The organism is Kerstersia sp., from assembly GCF_052103615.1.
Taxonomy (GTDB): domain Bacteria; phylum Pseudomonadota; class Gammaproteobacteria; order Burkholderiales; family Burkholderiaceae_B; genus Kerstersia.
In genome coordinates this window covers 1-19,879 of sequence record NZ_JBQEKA010000032.1, presented here as the reverse complement: position 1 = coordinate 19,879, position 19,879 = coordinate 1, and the positions used below count along the sequence as shown (strand labels likewise).

The window sequence follows — 19,879 nt, the reverse complement described above, 5'->3', positions numbered from 1 at the left end:
CCCCCAATCTATCTGGAGTGGGTGCCGCGGATTCCGCGCGTATTCAGCATGTATGCGAACTGGCGCTTGAATTTTCCCAGGCGCATCTCAAGCCGGAAGGCGCGTTGATCGTGAAAGCATTTCACGGCAGCGGGTTTTCACAAATTGTTGCCGATTTCAAGCGGGTGTTTCGGCGGGTGGTCGAGCGCAAGCCAAAAGCATCGCGCGACAAGTCCTCGGAAACCTTTATCGTCGGTATCGGCTTGAAGGCGTGAAACGGCGTTCTGCCATATGTTGTACCGTGTGTTGCCCCTGAAATGCGCGGGTTTCTGCTGCTTTCAGGCGGGAATGAAGTGCCAGCATGGGGAAAGAAGTCTGAAGGGATCTGAAATGGCCGATTCCAGACGATCTTTCGCAGGCAGGGTAGAATGGACATATTGACAAACTCATGACGGCGCAGCGAGGGGGCTTGCCGCGTCATCTGGTCGGAATCAGAGCAGGAGATCGACCTTGAACAATTCGTTTTCGAAAGTGGCCGTGTGGATGGTGATTGCACTCGTCCTCTTCACGGTCTTCAAACAATTCGATAGCCGCGCGCCTAGTCAGGACCGCGTAAGCTATACGCAATTCATGGAGGATGCGCGCGGGGGCCGCATCCGCACGGTCGATGTGCAGGGCGACACGTTAATCGTGACGCCGGACGCTGGCCGCCCGTACTCGCTGACGGCGCCGGGTGATTTGTGGATGGTGCCGGACCTGATGAAGTACGGAGTCCAGGTGTCGGGCAAACCGCGTGAAGAGCCGTCCATGCTGATGAGCATCTTCATTTCCTGGTTCCCGATGCTGCTGTTGATCGGGGTCTGGGTGTTTTTCATGCGCCAGATGCAAGGCGGCGGGCGCGGGGGCGCCTTCAGCTTCGGCAAGTCGCGCGCCCGCATGCTGGATGAAAGCAACAACACGGTCACTTTTTCTGACGTCGCCGGTTGCGACGAGGCCAAGGAAGATGTGCAGGAAATCGTCGATTTCCTGCGTGATCCGACCAAGTTCCAGAAACTGGGCGGCCGTATTCCGCGCGGTGTGCTGATGGTGGGTTCGCCGGGTACCGGCAAGACGCTGCTGGCCAAGGCCATTGCGGGCGAAGCCAAAGTGCCGTTTTTCAGCATTTCCGGTTCTGATTTCGTGGAAATGTTCGTCGGCGTGGGCGCGGCCCGCGTGCGCGACATGTTCGAAAATGCCAAGAAGCATGCGCCTTGCATTATTTTCATCGACGAAATCGACGCAGTCGGCCGCCAGCGCGGCGCCGGTCTGGGCGGCGGCAACGATGAGCGCGAGCAGACGCTGAACCAGATGCTGGTGGAAATGGACGGCTTCGAATCCGGCCAGAGCGTGATCGTGATTGCCGCGACCAACCGTCCCGATGTGCTGGATCCGGCGCTGACGCGTCCGGGGCGCTTTGACCGCCAGGTCGTGGTGCCGCTGCCTGATGTGCGCGGCCGCGATCAGATCCTCAAGGTTCATATGCGCAAGGTGCCTGTGGCTGCCAACGTGGATGCCCATGTGCTGGCGCGCGGCACGCCCGGTTTCTCCGGCGCGGATTTGGCTAACCTGGTCAACGAAGCCGCCTTGTTCGCAGCACGCCGCAACGGCCGCACCGTGGACATGGTCGATTTTGAAAAGGCCAAGGACAAAATCATCATGGGCGCGGAACGCCGCTCCATCGTGATGCCGGAAGAAGAACGCCGCAATACTGCTTACCACGAATCCGGCCACGCCGTCGTGGCGCGTTGCTTGCCCAAAACGGATCCGGTGCACAAGGTCACTATCATTCCGCGTGGCCGCGCCCTGGGCGTGACCATGCAGCTGCCGGAAGGCGACCGCTACAGCATGGACAAGGATCGTCTGCTCAATACGATTGCCGTGCTGTTCGGCGGGCGTATTGCTGAAGAAATCTTCATGCATCAGATGACCACCGGCGCATCGAACGACTTCGAGCGCGCCACGGCCATCGCCCGCGATATCGTGACGCGTTATGGCATGACGGAATCCCTGGGCCCGATGGTCTATGCGGATAACGAAGGCGAGGTCTTCCTGGGCCGCAGTGTGACCAAGACGACCAATATGTCCGAAGCCACGATGCAGAAGGTCGATGCGGAAATCCGCAAGATCATCGACGAGCAATATGCCGTGGCCCGCAAGATCCTCGAAGACAATCGCGCGAAGGTTGAAGTCATGACCAAGGCGCTGCTCGAATGGGAAACCATCGACTTCGATCAGATCGAGGACATCATGGCCGGCCGTCAGCCGCGTCCGCCCCATGTGCCGGATGCGCCTAACGACAGCAATGGCAATGATGCCGCGCCTGGCGCGCCGTCGGCTGGCGGCGCCAAACCCGAAGAAGACGATGCCGCTGCCAATAGCGCGCCCTCGTCGCCGACGGTCTGATTATTGCGGTCTTGCTCTACAACACATGGTAGATAAGCTGCTTTGCGGACGCTTCGAGCTAGTGCTCAAGCGTCCGCTTGTCATGGGTATTGTCAATACCACGCCCGATTCCTTTTCGGACGGTGGATTGCATGATGCGCCTGAGCAGGCCATTGCCCATGCCTGGCAATTGCTGGAAGACGGCGCCGATATTCTCGATATCGGCGGGGAATCGACCCGGCCTGGGGCGCAACCGGTTTCCGCCGCCGATGAAATCGAACGGGTGTTGCCGGTAGTGCGCGCTTTGCAGGGAGCAGGTGTGCCGCTGTCGGTGGATACCTGCAAGCCGGAGGTCATGCGCCGGGTGCTGGATGCCGGCGCCGACATGATCAACGATATTGCCGGGTTCGCGACGCAGGATGCGGTGGCGGCTGTCGCCGGCAGCCAATGCGGGCTATGTGTCATGCATATGCAGGGGGAACCCCGCACGATGCAGCAGGCGCCGGTTTATCACGATGTGGTGCACGACATTGCCGCCATGCTGGCGCAGCGGGTCGCTGCGCTTGAGGCTGCCGGTGTCGTGCGCGAACGTATCTGTCTGGATCCGGGCTTTGGCTTTGGCAAGACAGCAGATCAGAATTATGAATTGCTCAATCGCTTGTCCGAACTGCGGGAGGCAGGCATGCCCTTGCTGATCGGCTTGTCGCGCAAAACGATGATAGGCGCGGCAACGGGCCGGCCTGTGGCCGAGCGCGTGGCGGGCAGTCTTGCCGGCGCGCTGGCTTGCGTGGCCCGCGGAGCAAAAATTATCAGAGTGCATGACGTGGCGGCCACGCGCGACGCGCTGAAAGTATGGTTGGCCGCGGAACAGGGATCTATCTCAAAATGACGAAACGCAAGTATTTCGGTACGGATGGTGTGCGCGGCAAAGTTGGCGGTCCAGTCATCAATGCCGAATTCGCGCTCAAGCTAGGCTATGCGGCAGGCAAAGTGCTGGCGCAAAAGTATGCCGGTTCCGGCCGCCCGCGGGTTTTGATTGGCAAGGATACGCGGGTGTCCGGCTATATGCTGGAATCCGCGCTGGAAGCCGGGCTGTCCGCCGCCGGTATTGATGTCCTGCTGGCCGGGCCGCTGCCCACGCCGGCGATTGCCTACCTGACGCGGGCTTTCCGCCTGACTGCCGGTGTGGTCATCAGCGCATCGCATAATCCGTACTACGACAACGGCATCAAGTTTTTCTCCGACCAGGGCATGAAGCTGGCCGATGAAACGGAAATCGCCATTGAGGCAGCGCTGGAACTGCCGCTGGGCTGTGTCGAGTCCGAGAAAATGGGCCGCGCCCAGCGTCTGGACGATGCGGCCGGCCGTTATATCGAATTCTGCAAAAGCACGTTCCCCAATGATCTGGACCTGGCGGGCAAGAAAGTGGTGGTCGATGCCGCGCATGGCGCGGCCTACCACATTGCGCCCTATGTGTTCCGCGAGCTGGGCGCCACCGTGCATGCCATCGGCTGCACGCCTGACGGTTTGAATATCAACGAGGGCGTGGGCGCGCTGCATACCGAAGCGCTGGCCACGGAAGTGCTGGTGCGTGGCGCCGATATGGGGATAGCCCTGGATGGCGACGCCGACCGTATTCAGATGGTGGATGGCAATGGCCGCATCTATGATGGCGACGAATTGCTGTACGCCATTGTGCTGGATCGCCTCAAGCGCGGCCCGGTGGAAGGCGTGGTCGGCACGCTGATGACCAATTACGGCTTCGAGCTGCAAATGCAGAAGCTGGGTATTCCTTTCGTGCGCGCCAAGGTCGGGGACCGCTATGTGCTGGAGCAATTACTGCAGCGCGGCTGGCTCTATGGTGGCGAGAGCTCCGGGCACTTGCTGTGCCTGGATTGCCACCGCACGGGAGACGGCATCATCGCTGCCTTGCAGGTGATGGCGGCGCTGGCGCGGCATCATTCGACGCTGGCCGACTGGGTGTCGGAGCTGAAAATGTATCCGCAAGTCATGATTAATGTGCCGCTGACCCCGGGCACGAACTGGCAGACTCATGCCGGCCTGCAAGCGGCGCAAGCCGAGGTCGAGGCGCGTCTGGCCGGCCGCGGGCGGATTCTGATCCGCGCTTCGGGGACAGAACCCAAGCTGCGTCTGATGGTCGAAGCTGAAGAAGCGGAGCTGGCTCGTTCGTGCGCGCAGCAGTTGGCCAGCGTAAACTTCACCCAGGCGTCATGAAAGTGTCAATGACCTGAAATGTCACTGCGCGACACTGTGATGCCTTGCAAAGGAGTCTATGCATGCTCGAATTAGCCCGAAGTTCTACGCCACAGGAGGCGGGGGAGTCCTGGTCTCACGATGGAGAGGCCGGATTGGTTGCGGGCCTGGCCAGCACGGCCGAGGAAATCGAGCAGGTGCAAAGACTGCGCTACCAAGTCTTTTCCGAAGAAATGGGCGCGGTCTTGCACGGCTGTGAGGATGGCCTGGATCGCGACCGCTTTGATCCCTGGTGCGAACACCTGATGGTGCGCGAACTGGGGAGCGGGCGCGTGGTCGGCACCTACCGCATCCTGACGCCCCAGGGCGCTCGGGGCGCGGGGGGATACTATTCTGAATCCGAATTCGATCTCAGCGGCCTGGGGGAAATCCGCCAGGAGCTGGTGGAATTCGGCCGTTCCTGCACGCACGCGGATTTCCGCAGCGGCTCCGTCATCATGCTGCTGTGGGCCGGTTTGTCGGAGTTTCTGGTGCGTGGCGGTTTCCGTTATGTGCTGGGGTGCGCTAGCGTGCCCCTGCGGGATGACGGCGTGACGGCAGCGGAAGTCTATCGCCAGGCCGAGGCGCAGATCCGCGGGCCGGGGCCCAAGGTCGCGCCCTGGCACCGTTATCCGGTCGAGCGCTTGAATCACAGCCTGCCGGCCAAGCTGCCGCCGCTGATCAAGGGCTATCTCAAGATCGGGGCGCGGGTGTGCGGCGAACCGGCATGGGATCCGGATTTCAATACGGCGGATTTCCCGATGCTGCTGACCGTCGATGAGATGGATGAGCGCTACCGCAAGCACTTTGGCCTGGATGCCTTGCTGGCTGAAGGGCTGCCCGCCCTGGGCAAGCAATCAGGCGGGCAGGCCTGATATGAAAACGGCGCAGCGCTCTCATCGGCGGCTGCGCCGTTCAGTGTTGCGCCGCTGGCTGCGCGCGACGCGCGGCTTACGCCTGACGCTCAAGGATTTCGAAAGAAAAACCCGCTTTGCGCCATTCTGAGGCTTCTGCCTCCAGCGCATATTCCAGCAAGGGATTGGCGCGGCGCCAGCCGTTGGGCATGCTGACGCTGATGCTGCTGTTTTTGACTGCCAGACTGAGCGGCAGCCGTGTCATGGGCTGACGGCGGCGGAACAGCAGAGCCGCCAGGCGCAGGCAAAGAATCGCACGCCATTTCACATCGTTTCTGGGTTTGCCAGGCAGGCGCGAGAGCTTGCCATGGTGAGCCAGGGCCAATTGCGCCAGCAATTCCTGGTCGTCATTGGAAAAACCGGGCATTTCGGCATTTTCCAGGACGTAGGCCGTATGCCGGGCATAGCCGTTGTGGGCGATGGACAGTCCGATTTCATGCAGGCTGGCCGCCCATTTGAGCGCCAGCACGAGTTCATGATCCACATCGGCAGGGCGGCACTGGTCAAACAGCGCCAGCGTGGCTTCGCGCACGCGTTCGGCCTGGCTTTGATCCACATGGTAGCGGCGCATGAACTGATCGACGGTTTCCTGGCGCGTGTCATGTTCGTCTTCGCGGCCCAACAGGTCGTACAGCACGCCGACACGCAAGGCGCCGTCGCCGGTACGCATGGCTTCGATTTTCAGTTCGCGGAAAATCGCAGCCATGATGACCAGTCCGCCAGGCAGCACATCGGCGCGTTCCAGCTTGATGCCGGGGTGGTCCGAGGGGATGACCTGCCCGGCGCGGATCAGCTTGGCCTTGAGGGCTTCCATGCCGGCCAGCGTGATGCCCTGGGTTGAAAGACCGGATTCCGTCAGGATGGCATAGAGCGCTTTGGCGGTGCCCGACGAACCGAAGGCTTCAGCCCAGCCCGTCTTTTTGTAGCGGCGGGTGATGGTTTCGATCTCACGGCGCGCCGCGATATCGGCCTGTTGCATGCCTTCCTGGGTAATCTGCCCATTGGGGAAAAAGCGCTGGCTGAAGCTGACACAGCCCATATGCAGCGAGGCGACTTGCAGCGGCCGGTAGCCTTTGCCGATGATGAGTTCGGTCGAACCGCCGCCGATATCGACGATCAGGCGCTGGGCCTGGGAAGAGGGCAGGCAGTGGGCCACGCCGGAGTAAATCAGGCGGGCTTCTTCGTGACCGGCCACGACTTCGATGGGGAAGCCCAGGGCGGCTTCGCAGCGGCTCAGCAGCTGGTCGGCATTGCGGGCAACGCGAAAGGTGTTGGTGGCGACGACGCGGACGCGCTCCGGGCGGAAATCGCGCAGGCGGTCTCCGAACAGACGCAGCACTTCTGTGGCGCGCGTGATGGCTTCATCTGACAGGACCAGCGAGGTGTCCAGGCCGGCAGCCAGGCGGACGGTCTCTTTGAGCCTGTCCACCTGATAGATCTGACGGGCCCCGGCTTCCTGCGCGACGCGTCCTATGGACAGTCGGAAACTGTTGGAGCCGAGGTCAACGGCGGCCAGGAGGTTATCCATGGTTCCCCTTGTTATCAGTTATATGCAGTTGCCGGATTATAGATTTATGAAGGCACCCAAATGCTGCATAGCAGCGGAATTTTTCTATTGTCCACAAATTAACACCGGGCAGGGGGCCGCGGGCGCGGCGCCAGGCGCCGGGGGAAGACGCCTTTGTCTCCTGGCTGCCGCGCCAGGCCAGCTTTGGCTGGCAGTCATATTTATGTCATGCTATTGAAGTAAAACTCAGGGTTTTTCTTTCTCTGCTGACTTTTCTCAAGGGACACCATGCCTGACATTGTTTCCATCCATTCGGATGCCTTGCTTATGAACCGTGAGTTGTCCCTGCTCAAGTTCAATGAAAGGGTGCTCAGCATGGCGGACAGAGAAACGACGCCGCTGCTGGAACGCCTGCGTTATGTTTGCATCGTGAACTCGAATCTGGATGAGTTTTTCGAGATCCGCGTGTCCAGCCTCAAGGAACAGCAGCGCCTGACCCCGCATTTGCGGGGGGATGACGGCCTGACGCCGGATGAGGCATTCCGCCTGGTGCAGAGCCGGGTGCATGAACTGGTTGAGCGCCAGTATCAGCTCTTGAGCGAAGAACTGCTGCCGCGTCTGGAGCAAGAGGGCATTGCCCTGCTGCATGTTGACCGCTGGACGGAAGAGCAGCGCGCCTGGGCTTTTGATGTCTTCCTGCGCGAAGTCATGCCGCTGCTGACGCCTATCGGCCTGGATCCGGCCCACCCGTTTCCCCGCGTCTATAACAAGAGCCTCAATTTCATCGTCTCGCTGTCCGGGACGGATGCCTTTGGGCGCAATGCGTCCATCGCTATCGTGCAGGCGCCGCGCGCCTTGCCGCGTTTGATCCACATGCCTGCGGGCATTTCCGGCATGCAGCACGGGTATGTTCTGCTGACCGCCCTGATGCGGGCATTTGTCGGCGAGCTTTTTCCCGGCCTGGAGGTCAAGGGCTGCTATCAGTGGCGCGTGACCCGCAACAGTGATCTGTTCGTGGACGAAGAGGAAGTGACCAATCTGCGCCAGGCTTTGCAAGGCGAGCTGTCGCAGCGCAATTTCGGCGCGGCGGTGCGGCTGGAGCTGGATACGCGCGCGCCCAAAGACCTGGAAATCTATCTGCAAAAGGAATTCGCCCTGACGGCGGCCGATACCTATCGGGTCAGCGGCCCGGTGAACCTGTCGCGCCTGATGCGCCTGTGTGATGTCGCGGACCGGCCAGGTTTGCTGTTTCCGGCCTACCGCGCCCCTGTGCCGGAACCATTTTCACAGCGCAGCGCCAAGCCCGCCGAACTGTTTGCCGCCATCGCGGCAGGCGACCGCTTGCTGCACCACCCCTACCAATCGTTCCAGCCGGTGATAGATTTCCTGACAGCCGCCGCGCTGGACCCGGATGTGGTAGCCGTCAAGCAGACCATTTACCGGACTGGCGAAGATTCCGAGCTGATGCGCCTGCTGATGGCGGCGGCCAAGGCCGGGAAGGAAGTGACGGTGGTGGTTGAGTTGATGGCGCGCTTTGACGAGCAGACCAATATCAACTGGGCGGCCAAGCTGGAAGAGGTGGGCGCCCATGTGGTGTATGGCGTCGTGGGCCATAAAACCCACGCCAAGATGGCGCTGGTGCTGCGCCGTGAAAATGGCCAGATCCGCCGTTACGGCCACCTGGGGACGGGGAACTATCACCCGCGCACGGCCCGTCTCTATACCGATTTCGGCCTGCTGACGGCCAATCCGGCATTGTGCGACGATATGGACAAGGTCTTTGCCCAGCTGACCGGGCTGGGCGCGCGCCGCAATCTGCAACTGTTGCTGCAATCGCCGTTCAACCTGCACGAGCGCATGGTATCGCTGATCCGCGCGGAGGCCAGGGCGGCCGCCGAAGGGCAGAAGGCCCGCATCATGGCCAAGATGAATGCCTTGCTGGAGCCGGATATCATCCAGGAGCTGTATGCCGCAAGCCAGGCGGGCGTGAAGATAGATCTCATCGTGCGCGGCGCCTGCGCATTGCGTTCGGGTGTGCCGGGCTTGTCGGAGAATATCCGGGTGCGTTCCCTCGTGGGGCGTTTCCTGGAGCACTCGCGGGTCTTTTATTTTTACGACGGCGGCAAGGAAACCGTGTATTTGTCCTCCGCTGACTGGATGGAACGCAACTTTTTCCGCCGCGTGGAATTGGGCTTCCCTGTGCTGGAGCGCAAGCTCAAGCGCCGTGTCATCAGCGAGGCTTTCCTGATGGCTTTGCGGGATAACCAGCTGGCCTGGCAACAGCGCCCGGATGGCGACTATGTGCGGGTGCGCGGGCGCGGCGAACCGTATAACCTGCACGACAAACTGATGGCCTTGCTCGGAAAGTCATGACTGTCATGTTTCTGTCATCGGCAGACTCTACGATAGCGGTCGTGCAGGTGTGATACCTGTCCGCGACTTCCTAACAAGACCTGAGGGATTGCAATGTTCAAACGTGTTTTCAAGCAGCTGGCCGTCGGTGTCGCCTTTGGTGCGTTCACCCTGTCCGCACATGCCGCCGACATCACCGGTGCTGGCGCGTCCTTCCCCTATCCGATCTATGCCAAGTGGGCATCTGACTACAAGGCCCAGACGGGCAACCAGGTGAATTACCAGTCCATCGGTTCGGGTGGCGGTCAGCAGCAGATCATTGCCAAGACGGTGGATTTCGGTGCTTCCGATGACCCCCTGAAGGCCGACAAGCTGCAGGAAAACAATCTGCTGCAGTTCCCCGCCGTGATCGGCGGCACGGTAGCCGTCGTCAACGTTGACGGCGTGCAGCCCGGCCAGCTGAAGCTGTCGGGCCAGGTGCTGGGCGATATCTTCCTGGGCAAGATCACCAAGTGGAACGACCCCGCCATCGCCGCGCTGAATGCCGATGTGAACCTGCCCAACGCCGACATCGTCGTGGTGCACCGTTCGGACGGTTCGGGCACGACCTTCGGCTGGACCAACTATCTGTCCAAGGTCAACGCTGACTGGAAGGAACAGGTTGGCGAAGGCAAGGCCGTGAAATGGCCGGTGGGCCAGGGCGGCAAGGGCAACGAAGGCGTTGCCAACTACGTCGGCCAGCTGAAGAACTCCATCGGTTACGTCGAATACGCCTACGCCAAGCAGAACAACCTGGCCTGGACGCAGCTGCAGAACGCGGCTGGCAAGTTCGTGCAGCCTGAGCAAAAGGCCTTTGCTGCCGCTGCCGCCTACGCCGATTGGGATGCCGCGCCGGGCATGGGCGTGGTGCTGACGAACCAGCCGGGCGACGATTCCTGGCCCGTGACTGCCGCGACCTTCATTCTGGTTCAGAAGACCCAGGACAAACCGGAGCAAGGCAAGGCCGTGCTGGAATTCTTCGACTGGGCCTTCAAGAACGGCCAGAGCTCGGCTGCCGCGCTGGACTACGTGCCGCTGCCTGAGGCTGTGACCGGCAAGATCCGCAGCACCTGGACGCAGGAAATCAAGGCTGCCGACGGCGCCGCGATCTGGAAGTAATCTGCAGGGCCATGCGGAAGCAGCGTGCTGCTTCCGCAGTACCTGAGCCGGGGCGGCGTGAACACATACCCCCGGCATTTTTTTGCAATGATTCCGTTGATGATTAGGAAGATGCACCCATGAGTGCGGTAATGGATAACAGCGAACAGGCTGTGCGTCAGCCAGAGGCTGCGACAGGTGTCCCGGTCCCCGAAACCCCCAACCGCAACGCACTGATGGATGCGTTGTTCAGGAATCTGACCCGAATATTCGCTTTTCTGGTGTTCATCCTGCTGGCAGCGATCATGGTGTCGCTGATCTACGGCAGCCATGAAACGCTTTCCGAATACGGCCTGGCCTTCCTCTGGACCAATGAATGGGATCCGGTGCAGGAATCCTATGGCGCGCTGGTGCCTATCGTCGGCACGCTGCTGACGTCTTTCATTGCCCTCATTATTGCCGTGCCGGTGTCTTTCGGCATCGCCATGTTCCTGACCGAACTGTCGCCGGCCTGGCTGCGCCGTCCGTTGGGTACTGCCATTGAAATGCTGGCGGCCATTCCGTCCATCATCTATGGCATGTGGGGCCTGTTCGTTTTCGTGCCGGTGTTCCAGCAATACGTGCAGCCGGCGCTGATTTCCGTGCTGGGCAGCATTCCCGTCATCGGCGGCTTTTTCTCCGGCCCTCCTTTCGGTATCGGTATCTTCACCGCCGGCCTGATCCTGTCCATCATGATCATTCCCTTCATCGCCTCGGTGATGCGTGACGTGTTCGAACTGGTGCCGCCCATGCTGAAAGAATCGGCCTACGGCCTGGGCAGCAGCACTTGGGAAGTGATGTGGAAGGTGGTGCTGCCGTTCACGCGTTCCGGCGTGATCGGCGGCGTCATGCTGGGTCTGGGGCGGGCGCTGGGGGAAACCATGGCGGTGACGTTTGTCATCGGCAATGCCTTCCGCATCCCGGACTCCATCTTCGCGCCGGGCAACTCGATTGCCTCCGCGCTGGCCAATGAGTTCAATGAAGCAGGCGGCATGCAGAAATCCGCCCTGATTGAACTGGGCCTGATCCTGTTCCTGATTACGACGGTCGTGCTGGCCTGCTCCAAGGTGCTGCTGCTGCGCCTGTCGCGCTCCGAAGGCACGAAGAGCTGAGCGCTACCGGAACCATTAGGCAAGAGAGACTCATCATGTCCACGAATTCCGTTTCCTCCGGCAATAAGTCGGTCATCAATATGCAGAACGGCATCTATCAGCGCCGCCGCATGGTCAACAAGGTCATGCTCGGGCTGTCGATGACGACCTTGCTGTTCGGGCTGTTCTGGCTGTTCTGGATTATCCTGACGCTGCTGGTCAAAGGCGGCGGCGCCATTTCGCTGTCGCTGTTCACTGAAATCACCCCGCCGCCGGGACAGACTGGCGGCCTGGCCAATGCGATTCTGGGCAGCTTTGCCATGGCAGGCGTCGGGACGCTGATCGGCACGCCGGTCGGCATCCTGGCCGGCACCTATCTGGCGGAGTACGGCCAGCGCGGCTGGCTGGCGCCCGCGACACGCTTTTTGAACGATGTGCTGTTGTCGGCTCCCTCCATCGTCATCGGTCTGTTCATCTACTCGGTGTATGTCTATCAGGTGGGGCATTATTCCGGTTGGGCCGGTGCCGTGGCGCTGTCCATCCTGGTCATTCCAGTGGTAGTGCGCACGACCGATAACATGCTGCTGCTGGTGCCCAACAGTTTGCGCGAGGCCTGCTTTGCGCTGGGCTGTCCCAAGTGGCGCATGATTCTGATGGTTTGCTACCGCGCTGCCCGCTCCGGCATGATTACCGGTGTCTTGCTCGCTGTCGCGCGCATTGCCGGTGAAACCGCACCGCTGCTGTTTACCGCGCTGTCTAACCAGTTCATGTCCTTCAATATGAACGGGCCCATGGCCAACCTGCCCGTGGTGATCTTCCAATACGCCGCCAGCCCGTTCAAGGACTGGAACACGCTGGCCTGGGCTGGCGCCGCGCTGATTACGCTCTTCGTATTGGCCATCAATATCCTTGCGCGCAGTCTGTTCCGCAAGCAATAAACGCAAGCCACCCGCGCCAACGACCCGAATACTCTGCTGTCCAGGATTCATCATGGAAAATACCGCTACCGCTGCCAAGACGAGTGCACCGCACATCCAGACCCCGAGTGAGCCTGCCAAGCTGCAGGTCAATGATCTGAACTTTTATTACGGCAAGTTTCACGCCATCCGCAATGTCAATATGACGATTCCGGAGAACCGCGTGACGGCCTTCATCGGGCCGTCGGGCTGCGGCAAGTCCACCTTGCTGCGCACCTTCAACCGCATGTATGAGCTGTACCCCGGCCAGCGTGCCGAAGGCGAAATCATGATGGATGGCGAGAATCTGCTGACCACCAAGATGGACATCTCGCTGCTGCGCGCCAAGGTCGGCATGGTGTTTCAGAAGCCCACGCCGTTCCCCATGAGCATTTACGACAATATCGCCTTTGGCGTGCGTCTGTTCGAAAAGCTCAGCCGCGGTGAAATGGATGAGCGTGTGGAGTGGGCGCTGAGCAAGGCAGCGCTCTGGAATGAAGTGAAGGACAAGCTGAACCAGAGCGGCCATAGCCTGTCGGGCGGCCAGCAACAGCGTCTGTGCATTGCCCGAGGCGTGGCAATCAAGCCGGAAGTGTTGCTGCTCGACGAGCCGTGCTCGGCCCTGGACCCGATTTCCACGGCCAAGATCGAAGAGCTGATCGCCGAGCTCAAGAATGAATACACCGTGGTCATCGTGACCCACAACATGCAGCAGGCCGCGCGCTGCTCGGACTACACCGCCTATATGTATCTGGGCGAGCTGATGGAGTTCGGCGAAACCGGGCAGATGTTCGTGAAGCCTTCGCGCAAGGAAACGGAAGACTACATCACGGGCCGTTTCGGCTAAGTGAGTCTGTGCGCCGGCGCCGCGCGCCGCGCCAAGACCTCCCAGGGTGTCCGCATGCCGGACATGCAGGGAGGTCTTTTTTTATAGGCGCCAGCCGGCGGTTTGACGAAGCATGGCAGGCGCAGGCCGGAGCCTATCCAGGGTGCGCCTGAGACACGGAGCCGGATGGAACTTATCGCGCTGGTTCAAGTCAAAAAGCGCGGTGGCGGGGCCTGCTGACCTTTGCTTCACCCAGGCAGCCGCTTAGCGGCTTGCCGCCACGGACGGCGTATGGCGCAAGCCGGATAGCAGGCCGTCTTTCTTTGAATCTATGAGGTTGTTCATGCCTTCCCGGCAGCAAAACAGATGGATCGTATTGCTGGTTGTCATGCTGGCGTTTTTGCCCATTGTGGTGGATCTGACGATTCTGCACGTCGCCATTCCGTCGCTGACCCTGGCCTTGCAGGCCACAGGTACCGAAGTTCTGTGGATTATCGACGTTTACCCCTTGCTGATGGCCAGCCTGCTGATCCCCATGGGGACACTGGCGGATCGCCTGGGGCACCGCCGCCTGCTGGCCCTGGGCATGTCTGTGTTTGGCGTGGGTTCGGCGCTGGCGGCGGTGTCTCCCACCGCATTGGCATTGATAGGCTCGCGCGCTTTGATGGCGGTTGGCGCCGCCATGGCGATGCCCTGCACGCTGGCAATTGTCCGCCAGACTTTCAAGGACGAAAATGAGCGCGCCACGGCCCTGGGAATCTGGGGCGCGGTCGCTTCCGCTGGCGCGGCTTTGGGGCCGCTGGCCGGGGGCGCCTTGCTGGAGCATTTCTGGTGGGGCTCCGTGTTTCTGGTGAATGTGCCGATTCTGCTGGCCGCTGTGCCGCTGGTTGTGCTGCTGGCGCCGCGCTATCCGGTGCGGGCCCAGGGCGCGTGGCGGCCAGCGCAGGCCTTGCTGCTGATCATCGGCCTGCTGGCGACGGTTTCGGCCATCAAATCCGGCTTGAAAGCCGGCAGCAATGGCTGGCTCAGTCTTGCCATGTTCTGCCTGGGGGCCGGGATGCTCACCTGGTTTGTCCGCATCCAGTTGCGTGCCGCGCATGCGATGCTGGATATCAGCCTGTTTGCCAGACCGGCCATTCGCATGGGGGTGGTGATGGTGCTGGTCGTGATGGGGGCGTTGGCGGGGGTGGAGTTGCTGCTGGCGCAGGAGCTGCAGTTCGTCACCGGCCGCAGCCCTTTGCAGGCGGGCCTGTTCCTGTTGCCGCTGATGGTGGCGTCAGCGGTTGGCGGGCCTTTGACGGGACGGGTGCTGAAGCGGTGCGGCTTGCGCCTGACGGCGGCCGGGTCGCTGGCCTTGGCGGCGGTCAGCATTGCCGGGCTGGCCTATAGTGACTTCCATCATGCCAGCGCGGGCGTGGTGATCCTGATGGTTGGCTTCGGGCTGGCCCTGGGGATAGGTTTGACTGCCGCGTCGGTGGCCATCATGAGCAGCACCCCGGAAGAAAAGGCCGGGTCTGCCGGGGCGCTGGAAGCGACCAGTTATGACCTGGGCACCGGGCTGGGGATTGCCGGTTTCGGGCTGGTGATGGCTTCCAGCTATCAGGCTGCCATTCAGCTGCCAGAAGGCTTGGCCCCGGAAGTCGCCAGCCTGGCCGCCCGTTCCATTGGCGAAACCATGCTGGCCGCGCAGCATGCCGCGGGCGCGGCAGGCCAGGCCATCGCAGAGGCGGGACGTTTGGCCTTCAGCGCTTCGCACAGCATGGTGCTGCTGGCGGCAGCAGGCCTGATTGGCGGGCTCAGTCTTCTGCTTTTTGCTTTCTTCAGGCCGCCGCGCTAGCCGCGGCTTGAGCCGTGGCGGCCGTTGTGACAATATGCCCCGTGCTGATTGGGGAAGAGGGCGGCTGGCATGACGCTTAAACGGCGTATCGGGGGATGGGCGGTATTGGCGCTGACTGCGCTGATCGTGGCTGATATGGGCTTGATTCTGTATCGCGATACGGCTGGCCAGTCTTCCCGTGACGGGCAGCGCTATGGCCATAGCGGGTTCTATCGCGTCGATGGCGTGGTGCATGCCCAGGTGCCAGGGGCCGGGCTGGTTGCCTTGCCGCAAGCCGACCCTGAGAGTTTCGCGCCGCTTGACTCAGACCGGCCCATGACCCGTCATCTCGGGCGGGATAAGCGGCAGGTCTATTGCGGGGATCAAGGTTTGCCGGGGCTGGATCCGGCGCGTGTGGCGGTGCTGGGCCAGGGCTATCTCAGCGATGGCAGCCTGAGCTATTTTTGCGGCGCAAACAGCGTGGCGCATCCTGATCAGCAAGGGCTGGCCGGTTTCTGGCAGGCGCAGCGGCATGCCTTGGGCTGGGGCGAACGCCGCCAATCCCACCGCTACCCCTGGGTGAAACTGCCGGCTGGCGCTGCGCCTTACCGGGCGCTGGACGGCTTGCATCTGGCGACTGATGGGCGGGATGTCTATCTGGCTGGCCAGCGCCTGGACGGCGCGGATCCCGGCAGTCTCCACGAGCTGTTTTTGCAGGATCGCGGCCGGAATTTGCGGCCCAGCGATTATCTGGCTGATGCCAGGCATGTTTATTACCGGGGGGAGCGCCTGGCGCTGGCCGCCAATCCGGCGCTGTATGTGGCGCATGTCACCGGCAACGGAGCGCTTGAAGTGCTGATTGATCCTGTCGGGCAGGGCGCCTATGCCGGGCTGTTGGCGTTCGACCCGGCCTCGGGCCCGTATCAGCCGCTGGCTGCGCCGGGGGCGTCCTTGAACCATCTGCTGCTGGCTGGCAAGGCTGGTATTTATTATGCGGATCCGGAGCGCGCCGAGGTGGTTTTCCTGGCGCCTGTTGTGGCGGCAGGCGGCAGCTGGCAGCTCCTGGCCCCGCAATTGGTGACAGATGGCGAGCAAACGCTGGTGCAGCAGGCCGGGGCGGATTGGGCAAGGCGCGGCCGGCAGGGCGGCAGGGTGTTGACGGCGCGCTGGACGCGCCTGTTGCGCCTGGAGGACGGGGAAACTGCGCCGTGGCAGGCGGTAGGCGCCGTCCGCCAGGCCTGGGGGGAAGTCTGGCGGCATGGGCAGCAGGAATACTTTCTGGTAGGCAGCCGCTGGTCGGGGGGGCTGAATGCGCCGGTGTACCGCATTGCGGATGCAGCGACGCGGCGCTGGTTGCTGGATACTCAGCAGCCGCCGCTGCAGGACAAGGCGTTCGTCCCGCTGCTGGAATCAGGGCAGCTGGCGCCGGCCCATTTGGTGGAGATCGGGACGGCGCGTTCCGTGTTCTCGCGTTGGGGCGGTTTGGCCGTGGCTGGGCTGGTATGCCTGGTGCTGCTGCTGGGCCTGCTGCTGATGCGCACCCTGTGGCAATGGGCAGGCTGGCGCGGGCGGGCCTTGATGTCCGTCAGGGGAGACAGGCTGTACGTCGGCAATATTTTGCGCGTGTTTTATGCCTTGCGCGATGTCAGCCAGGTGGAAATACATCATGGGGAGACGGGGGGCGCGCATGGCAAGCGTGCCGGTTTCAAGGTGTCGGCGGCTGGCAAAATCCATCGCTATATTGTCGTGGGGAGCGATGCGCAGCAGCGTCTGCTGGCCTTGCAGCAGTTGCTGGCGGCACATGGGATCCGGGTGGTGCAGGCCAGGGCACAGTGAGCCGCAGGTACAAGATAGGATCAGGAAAAAGACAGGATCAGGAAAAAGACAACGCCTCCCGGGGGGAGGCGTTTGCATGGCAGCGGCGCCGGGCATGCCGGCGCAGTCAGGCGTGGCGGATTGCTGCGCGGCGCTTAGGCGCGCACGCTGTCTTCCAGCTCAGGCGCTTCGTCGAAGAGGGAGCGTTCGCCTTGCTCGTCACGGATACGGGTAGGCAGACCCATTTTTTCCAGCAGGGCAAGCAAGGGCCGCGCCGGCAGTTGCTCGACATTGACCATACGCTGGACATCCCATTGGCCGGTGGCGATCAGCACAGCTGCCGCAGCAGCCGGTACGCCTGCGGTATAGGAAATGCCCTGGCTGCCGACTTCTTCGTAGGCCGCTTTATGGTCGCAGATGTTGTAGATGAAAACTTCGCGTTCCTGGCCTTGCCAGCGGCCTTTGACCAGGTCGCCGATGCAGGTCTTGCCGGTGTAATCAGGCGCCAGGGAAGCCGGGTCAGGCAGGACTGCCTTGACGACTTGCAGGGGCACGACGGCGTGGCCGCTGTCGGTCATCACCGGTTTTTCGGACAGCAGGCCGATATTGTTCAGAACGTTGAAAACGTTGATGTAGTGTTCGCTGAACCCCATCCAGAAGCGGATGGTGGGCACATTCAGGTGCTGGGACAGCGAGTGGAGTTCGTCGTGGCCGGTCAGATAGCTGGCCTGGCGTCCGACCACAGGCAGGTCATCTTCGCGCTTGACCTCGAACATGCGGTTGGCTTTCCAGGCGCTGTCCTGCCAGGTCCAGACGGTGCCGGTGAATTCGCGGAAATTGATTTCCGGATTGAAGTTCGTGGCGAAATAGCGGCCATGAGAGCCGGCATTGATGTCGATGATGTCGATGGAATCGACGCTATCGAAGTACTCTTCGACGGCCAGGGCCGCGTAGGCATTCACGACACCGGGGTCGAAACCGATGCCCAGGATGGCAGTCACGCCTTTGGCATCGCAGGCTTCGCGGCGTTTCCATTCATGGTTGGCGTACCACGGGGGTTGTTCGCAGACATGGGCGGGATCCTCGTGGATGGCGGTGTCCAGGTAAGCGGCGCCGGTTTCGATGCACGCTTCCAGCACAGGCATATTGACGAATGCCGAGCCAACATTAATGACGATCTGCGCGTTGGTCCTGTTTATCAGGTCACGGGTGGCGACGCTGTCCATGGCATCCAAGGCATGGACTTCAAGCCTGCCGGCGGTTTTCATGCTGCGGCGTGCTTGCACGTCATCGGCAATGGCACGGCATTTTTCAATGGAGCGCGAAGCGATGTGTATGTCGCCCAGCACATCGTTGTTTTGGGCGCATTTGTGGGCCACGACTTGCCCGACACCACCGGCGCCAATAATCAGGACGTTTTTTTTCATTTCTCGATCAAACCCTCGTTGAGAAAAGGGGAACAATCGGGAGAGCCTTGCCAGTGACGGCTGTCAGGAAAGGCTCGCTGCGTAATCGTCGTACCCGAAGGTTTTGACGACCTCTGTTTCACCGGACAGGCGCCGCACCACAATGGATGGCATGTTCAGTCCGTTGAACCAATTCTTTTTCACCATGGTGTAGCCAGCGGCGTCCTGAATGGAGAGACGGTCGCCGGCTTGCAGTGGCCGTGAAAAATTGAATTCACCGAAAATATCGCCTGCCAGACAGGATTTTCCGCACACCATGTAGCGATGCTCGCCGGTATCGGGCTCGATGCGGGCCGGCAGGGAATAGACCAGCAGGTCCAGCATGTGGGCTTCAATGGAGCTATCCACAATGGCAATGTCTTTGCCATTGTTCAAGGTGTCCAGGACGGACACTTCCAGGGTCGCGCTGCCGCTGATGGCCGCTTCGCCAGGTTCCAGATAGATTTGCACGCCATATTTGTCGGCAAAGGCTTTGAGTCTGTCAGCCAGCGCGTCCAGCGGATAGTCATCGGCCGTGAAGTGCACGCCGCCGCCCAGGCTGATCCATTCAACCTGGCCGATCAAATGCCCGAAGCGGGATTCGATGCGTGACAGCATCTGGTCAAAGCTGTCGAAACTGCGGTTCTCGCAGTTGTTGTGAATCATGAACCCGCTGATCTCGCCCATCACCGCTTCGATGCGCGCGGCATCATGCTCGCCCAGGCGGCTGTGGGGCCGGGAAGGATCCGCCAGCAGGTAGGGCGAGTTGCTGATCTGCGGATTGAGCCGCAGGCCGCGCGGAATACTGTCGGCCGCCTGGCGGAAGCGTTGCAGCTGGCCGATGGTGTTGAAAATGATTTTGTCCGCATGGGAAACGACTTCGGCAATTTCGCCGTCGCTGTATGCCACGCTATAGGCGTGTGTTTCACCGCCGAATTTTTCACGGCCCAGCCGCACTTCCAGCAGCGACGAAGACGTGGTGCCATCCATATATTCCCGCATCAGGCCAAAAACCGACCAGGTGGCAAAGCATTTCAGGGCCAATAGCGCCTTGGCGCCGGAGCGTTGCCGCAGATAGGCAATTTTCTCCATGTTGCGCAGCAGGCGGGATTCGTCTATCAGGTAGTAAGGCGTCTGGATCATGAGTGGGTCGCAGGATATCTGGCGCGTATAAGCCTGTGTGAAAAACAATGCCAGCCGCCGGGCCTGGCAAGAGGCCTGGAACAGCTGGCGCTGACCGGAAAGTGCCGCGTGCCGGAGGCTCAGCGACCGGCGGCAGAACCGGAGGCGGTCTCAGGCTGCGCTTCGGCGCTGGCCGGCGCATTGCC

General features: G+C 61.5%; 15 protein-coding genes. 12 read left to right on the top strand and 3 right to left on the bottom strand.

The window, feature by feature from the left end:
* From ACTJGZ_RS08875 to ACTJGZ_RS08855, 5 genes are all read left to right on the top strand, one after another.
* Positions 1–254: SAM-dependent methyltransferase (locus tag ACTJGZ_RS08875; protein WP_441662573.1), on the top strand; the 254-nt coding region annotated here is incomplete at its 5' end.
* Positions 255–489: 235 nt separating this feature from the next.
* Positions 490–2,421: an ATP-dependent zinc metalloprotease FtsH gene (gene ftsH / locus ACTJGZ_RS08870; protein WP_441662572.1), complete on the top strand. Its 1,932-nt coding sequence runs from the start codon at positions 490–492 to the stop codon at positions 2,419–2,421.
* Between the two features lie 25 nt (positions 2,422–2,446).
* Positions 2,447–3,289, top strand: a complete 843-nt coding sequence (gene folP, locus ACTJGZ_RS08865; protein WP_441662571.1) for a dihydropteroate synthase — start codon at positions 2,447–2,449, stop codon at positions 3,287–3,289.
* Positions 3,286–4,635, top strand: coding sequence for a phosphoglucosamine mutase (gene glmM / locus ACTJGZ_RS08860; protein WP_441662570.1), 1,350 nt, complete (start codon positions 3,286–3,288; stop codon positions 4,633–4,635). Before folP ends, glmM begins: the two co-directional genes overlap by 4 nt.
* 62 nt (positions 4,636–4,697) lie before the next feature.
* Positions 4,698–5,528, top strand: coding sequence for a GNAT family N-acetyltransferase (locus ACTJGZ_RS08855; RefSeq protein WP_441662569.1), 831 nt, complete (start codon positions 4,698–4,700; stop codon positions 5,526–5,528).
* A 76-nt stretch (positions 5,529–5,604) separates the two neighbouring features.
* Here the strand turns inward: ACTJGZ_RS08855 and ppx are convergent, their stop codons facing one another.
* On the bottom strand, positions 5,605–7,095 hold the full coding sequence (ppx, locus tag ACTJGZ_RS08850; RefSeq protein ID WP_441662568.1) for an exopolyphosphatase: 1,491 nt from the start codon (positions 7,093–7,095) through the stop codon (positions 5,605–5,607).
* 267 nt (positions 7,096–7,362) lie between these two features.
* On the opposite strand from ppx, the gene ppk1 reads away from it, so the two are divergent.
* The 7 genes from ppk1 (at position 7,363) to ACTJGZ_RS08815 (ending at position 17,127) form a co-directional block, all read left to right on the top strand.
* Positions 7,363–9,447 (top strand): polyphosphate kinase 1, encoded by a 2,085-nt coding sequence (gene ppk1 / locus ACTJGZ_RS08845; RefSeq protein ID WP_441662567.1) that lies wholly within the window; start codon positions 7,363–7,365, stop codon positions 9,445–9,447.
* A gap of 93 nt (positions 9,448–9,540) precedes the next feature.
* Entirely contained in the window at positions 9,541–10,584 is a 1,044-nt protein-coding gene (pstS, locus tag ACTJGZ_RS08840) for a phosphate ABC transporter substrate-binding protein PstS (RefSeq protein ID WP_441662566.1), read from the top strand.
* 119 nt (positions 10,585–10,703) lie between these two features.
* Complete coding sequence (gene pstC / locus ACTJGZ_RS08835) at positions 10,704–11,714, top strand: phosphate ABC transporter permease subunit PstC (RefSeq protein WP_441662565.1); 1,011 nt, start codon at positions 10,704–10,706, stop codon at positions 11,712–11,714.
* 35 nt (positions 11,715–11,749) lie between these two features.
* Positions 11,750–12,631, top strand: a complete 882-nt coding sequence (pstA, locus tag ACTJGZ_RS08830; protein ID WP_441662564.1) for a phosphate ABC transporter permease PstA — start codon at positions 11,750–11,752, stop codon at positions 12,629–12,631.
* Between the two features lie 52 nt (positions 12,632–12,683).
* Positions 12,684–13,496 (top strand): phosphate ABC transporter ATP-binding protein PstB, encoded by an 813-nt coding sequence (gene pstB, locus ACTJGZ_RS08825; RefSeq protein ID WP_441662563.1) that lies wholly within the window; start codon positions 12,684–12,686, stop codon positions 13,494–13,496.
* Positions 13,497–13,818: 322 nt separating this feature from the next.
* Positions 13,819–15,312, top strand: a complete 1,494-nt coding sequence (locus ACTJGZ_RS08820) for an MFS transporter (protein ID WP_441662562.1) — start codon at positions 13,819–13,821, stop codon at positions 15,310–15,312.
* 69 nt (positions 15,313–15,381) lie between these two features.
* The gene (locus ACTJGZ_RS08815; RefSeq protein WP_441662561.1) at positions 15,382–17,127 is read left to right on the top strand and encodes a DKNYY domain-containing protein; all 1,746 of its coding nucleotides are present in this window, start codon (positions 15,382–15,384) and stop codon (positions 17,125–17,127) included.
* A gap of 134 nt (positions 17,128–17,261) precedes the next feature.
* On the opposite strand, the gene ACTJGZ_RS08810 is transcribed toward ACTJGZ_RS08815, so the two are convergent.
* Together ACTJGZ_RS08810 and ACTJGZ_RS08805 are read right to left on the bottom strand one after the other, a co-directional pair.
* Entirely contained in the window at positions 17,262–18,533 is a 1,272-nt protein-coding gene (locus tag ACTJGZ_RS08810; RefSeq protein ID WP_441662560.1) for a saccharopine dehydrogenase C-terminal domain-containing protein, read from the bottom strand.
* 63 nt (positions 18,534–18,596) lie between these two features.
* Positions 18,597–19,694 carry a carboxynorspermidine decarboxylase gene (locus ACTJGZ_RS08805; protein WP_441662559.1) on the bottom strand — a complete coding sequence of 366 codons (1,098 nt, stop codon included), beginning with the start codon at positions 19,692–19,694 and terminating at the stop codon, positions 18,597–18,599.
* Positions 19,695–19,879 lie beyond the last annotated feature (185 nt).

Excerpts from the sequence above, each read along its gene's own strand:
- folP (WP_441662571.1), top strand. The coding sequence starts at position 2,447 with ATGGTAGATAAGCTGCTTTGCGGACGCTTCGAGCTAGTGCTCAAGCGT.
- glmM (WP_441662570.1), top strand. The coding sequence starts at position 3,286 with ATGACGAAACGCAAGTATTTCGGTACGGATGGTGTGCGCGGCAAAGTT.
- ACTJGZ_RS08855 (WP_441662569.1), top strand. The coding sequence starts at position 4,698 with ATGCTCGAATTAGCCCGAAGTTCTACGCCACAGGAGGCGGGGGAGTCC.
- ppx (WP_441662568.1), bottom strand. The coding sequence starts at position 7,095 with ATGGATAACCTCCTGGCCGCCGTTGACCTCGGCTCCAACAGTTTCCGA.
- ppk1 (WP_441662567.1), top strand. The coding sequence starts at position 7,363 with ATGCCTGACATTGTTTCCATCCATTCGGATGCCTTGCTTATGAACCGT.
- pstS (WP_441662566.1), top strand. The coding sequence starts at position 9,541 with ATGTTCAAACGTGTTTTCAAGCAGCTGGCCGTCGGTGTCGCCTTTGGT.
- pstC (WP_441662565.1), top strand. The coding sequence starts at position 10,704 with ATGAGTGCGGTAATGGATAACAGCGAACAGGCTGTGCGTCAGCCAGAG.
- pstA (WP_441662564.1), top strand. The coding sequence starts at position 11,750 with ATGTCCACGAATTCCGTTTCCTCCGGCAATAAGTCGGTCATCAATATG.
- pstB (WP_441662563.1), top strand. The coding sequence starts at position 12,684 with ATGGAAAATACCGCTACCGCTGCCAAGACGAGTGCACCGCACATCCAG.
- ACTJGZ_RS08820 (WP_441662562.1), top strand. The coding sequence starts at position 13,819 with ATGCCTTCCCGGCAGCAAAACAGATGGATCGTATTGCTGGTTGTCATG.
- ACTJGZ_RS08815 (WP_441662561.1), top strand. The coding sequence starts at position 15,382 with ATGACGCTTAAACGGCGTATCGGGGGATGGGCGGTATTGGCGCTGACT.
- ACTJGZ_RS08810 (WP_441662560.1), bottom strand. The coding sequence starts at position 18,533 with ATGAAAAAAAACGTCCTGATTATTGGCGCCGGTGGTGTCGGGCAAGTC.
- ACTJGZ_RS08805 (WP_441662559.1), bottom strand. The coding sequence starts at position 19,694 with ATGATCCAGACGCCTTACTACCTGATAGACGAATCCCGCCTGCTGCGC.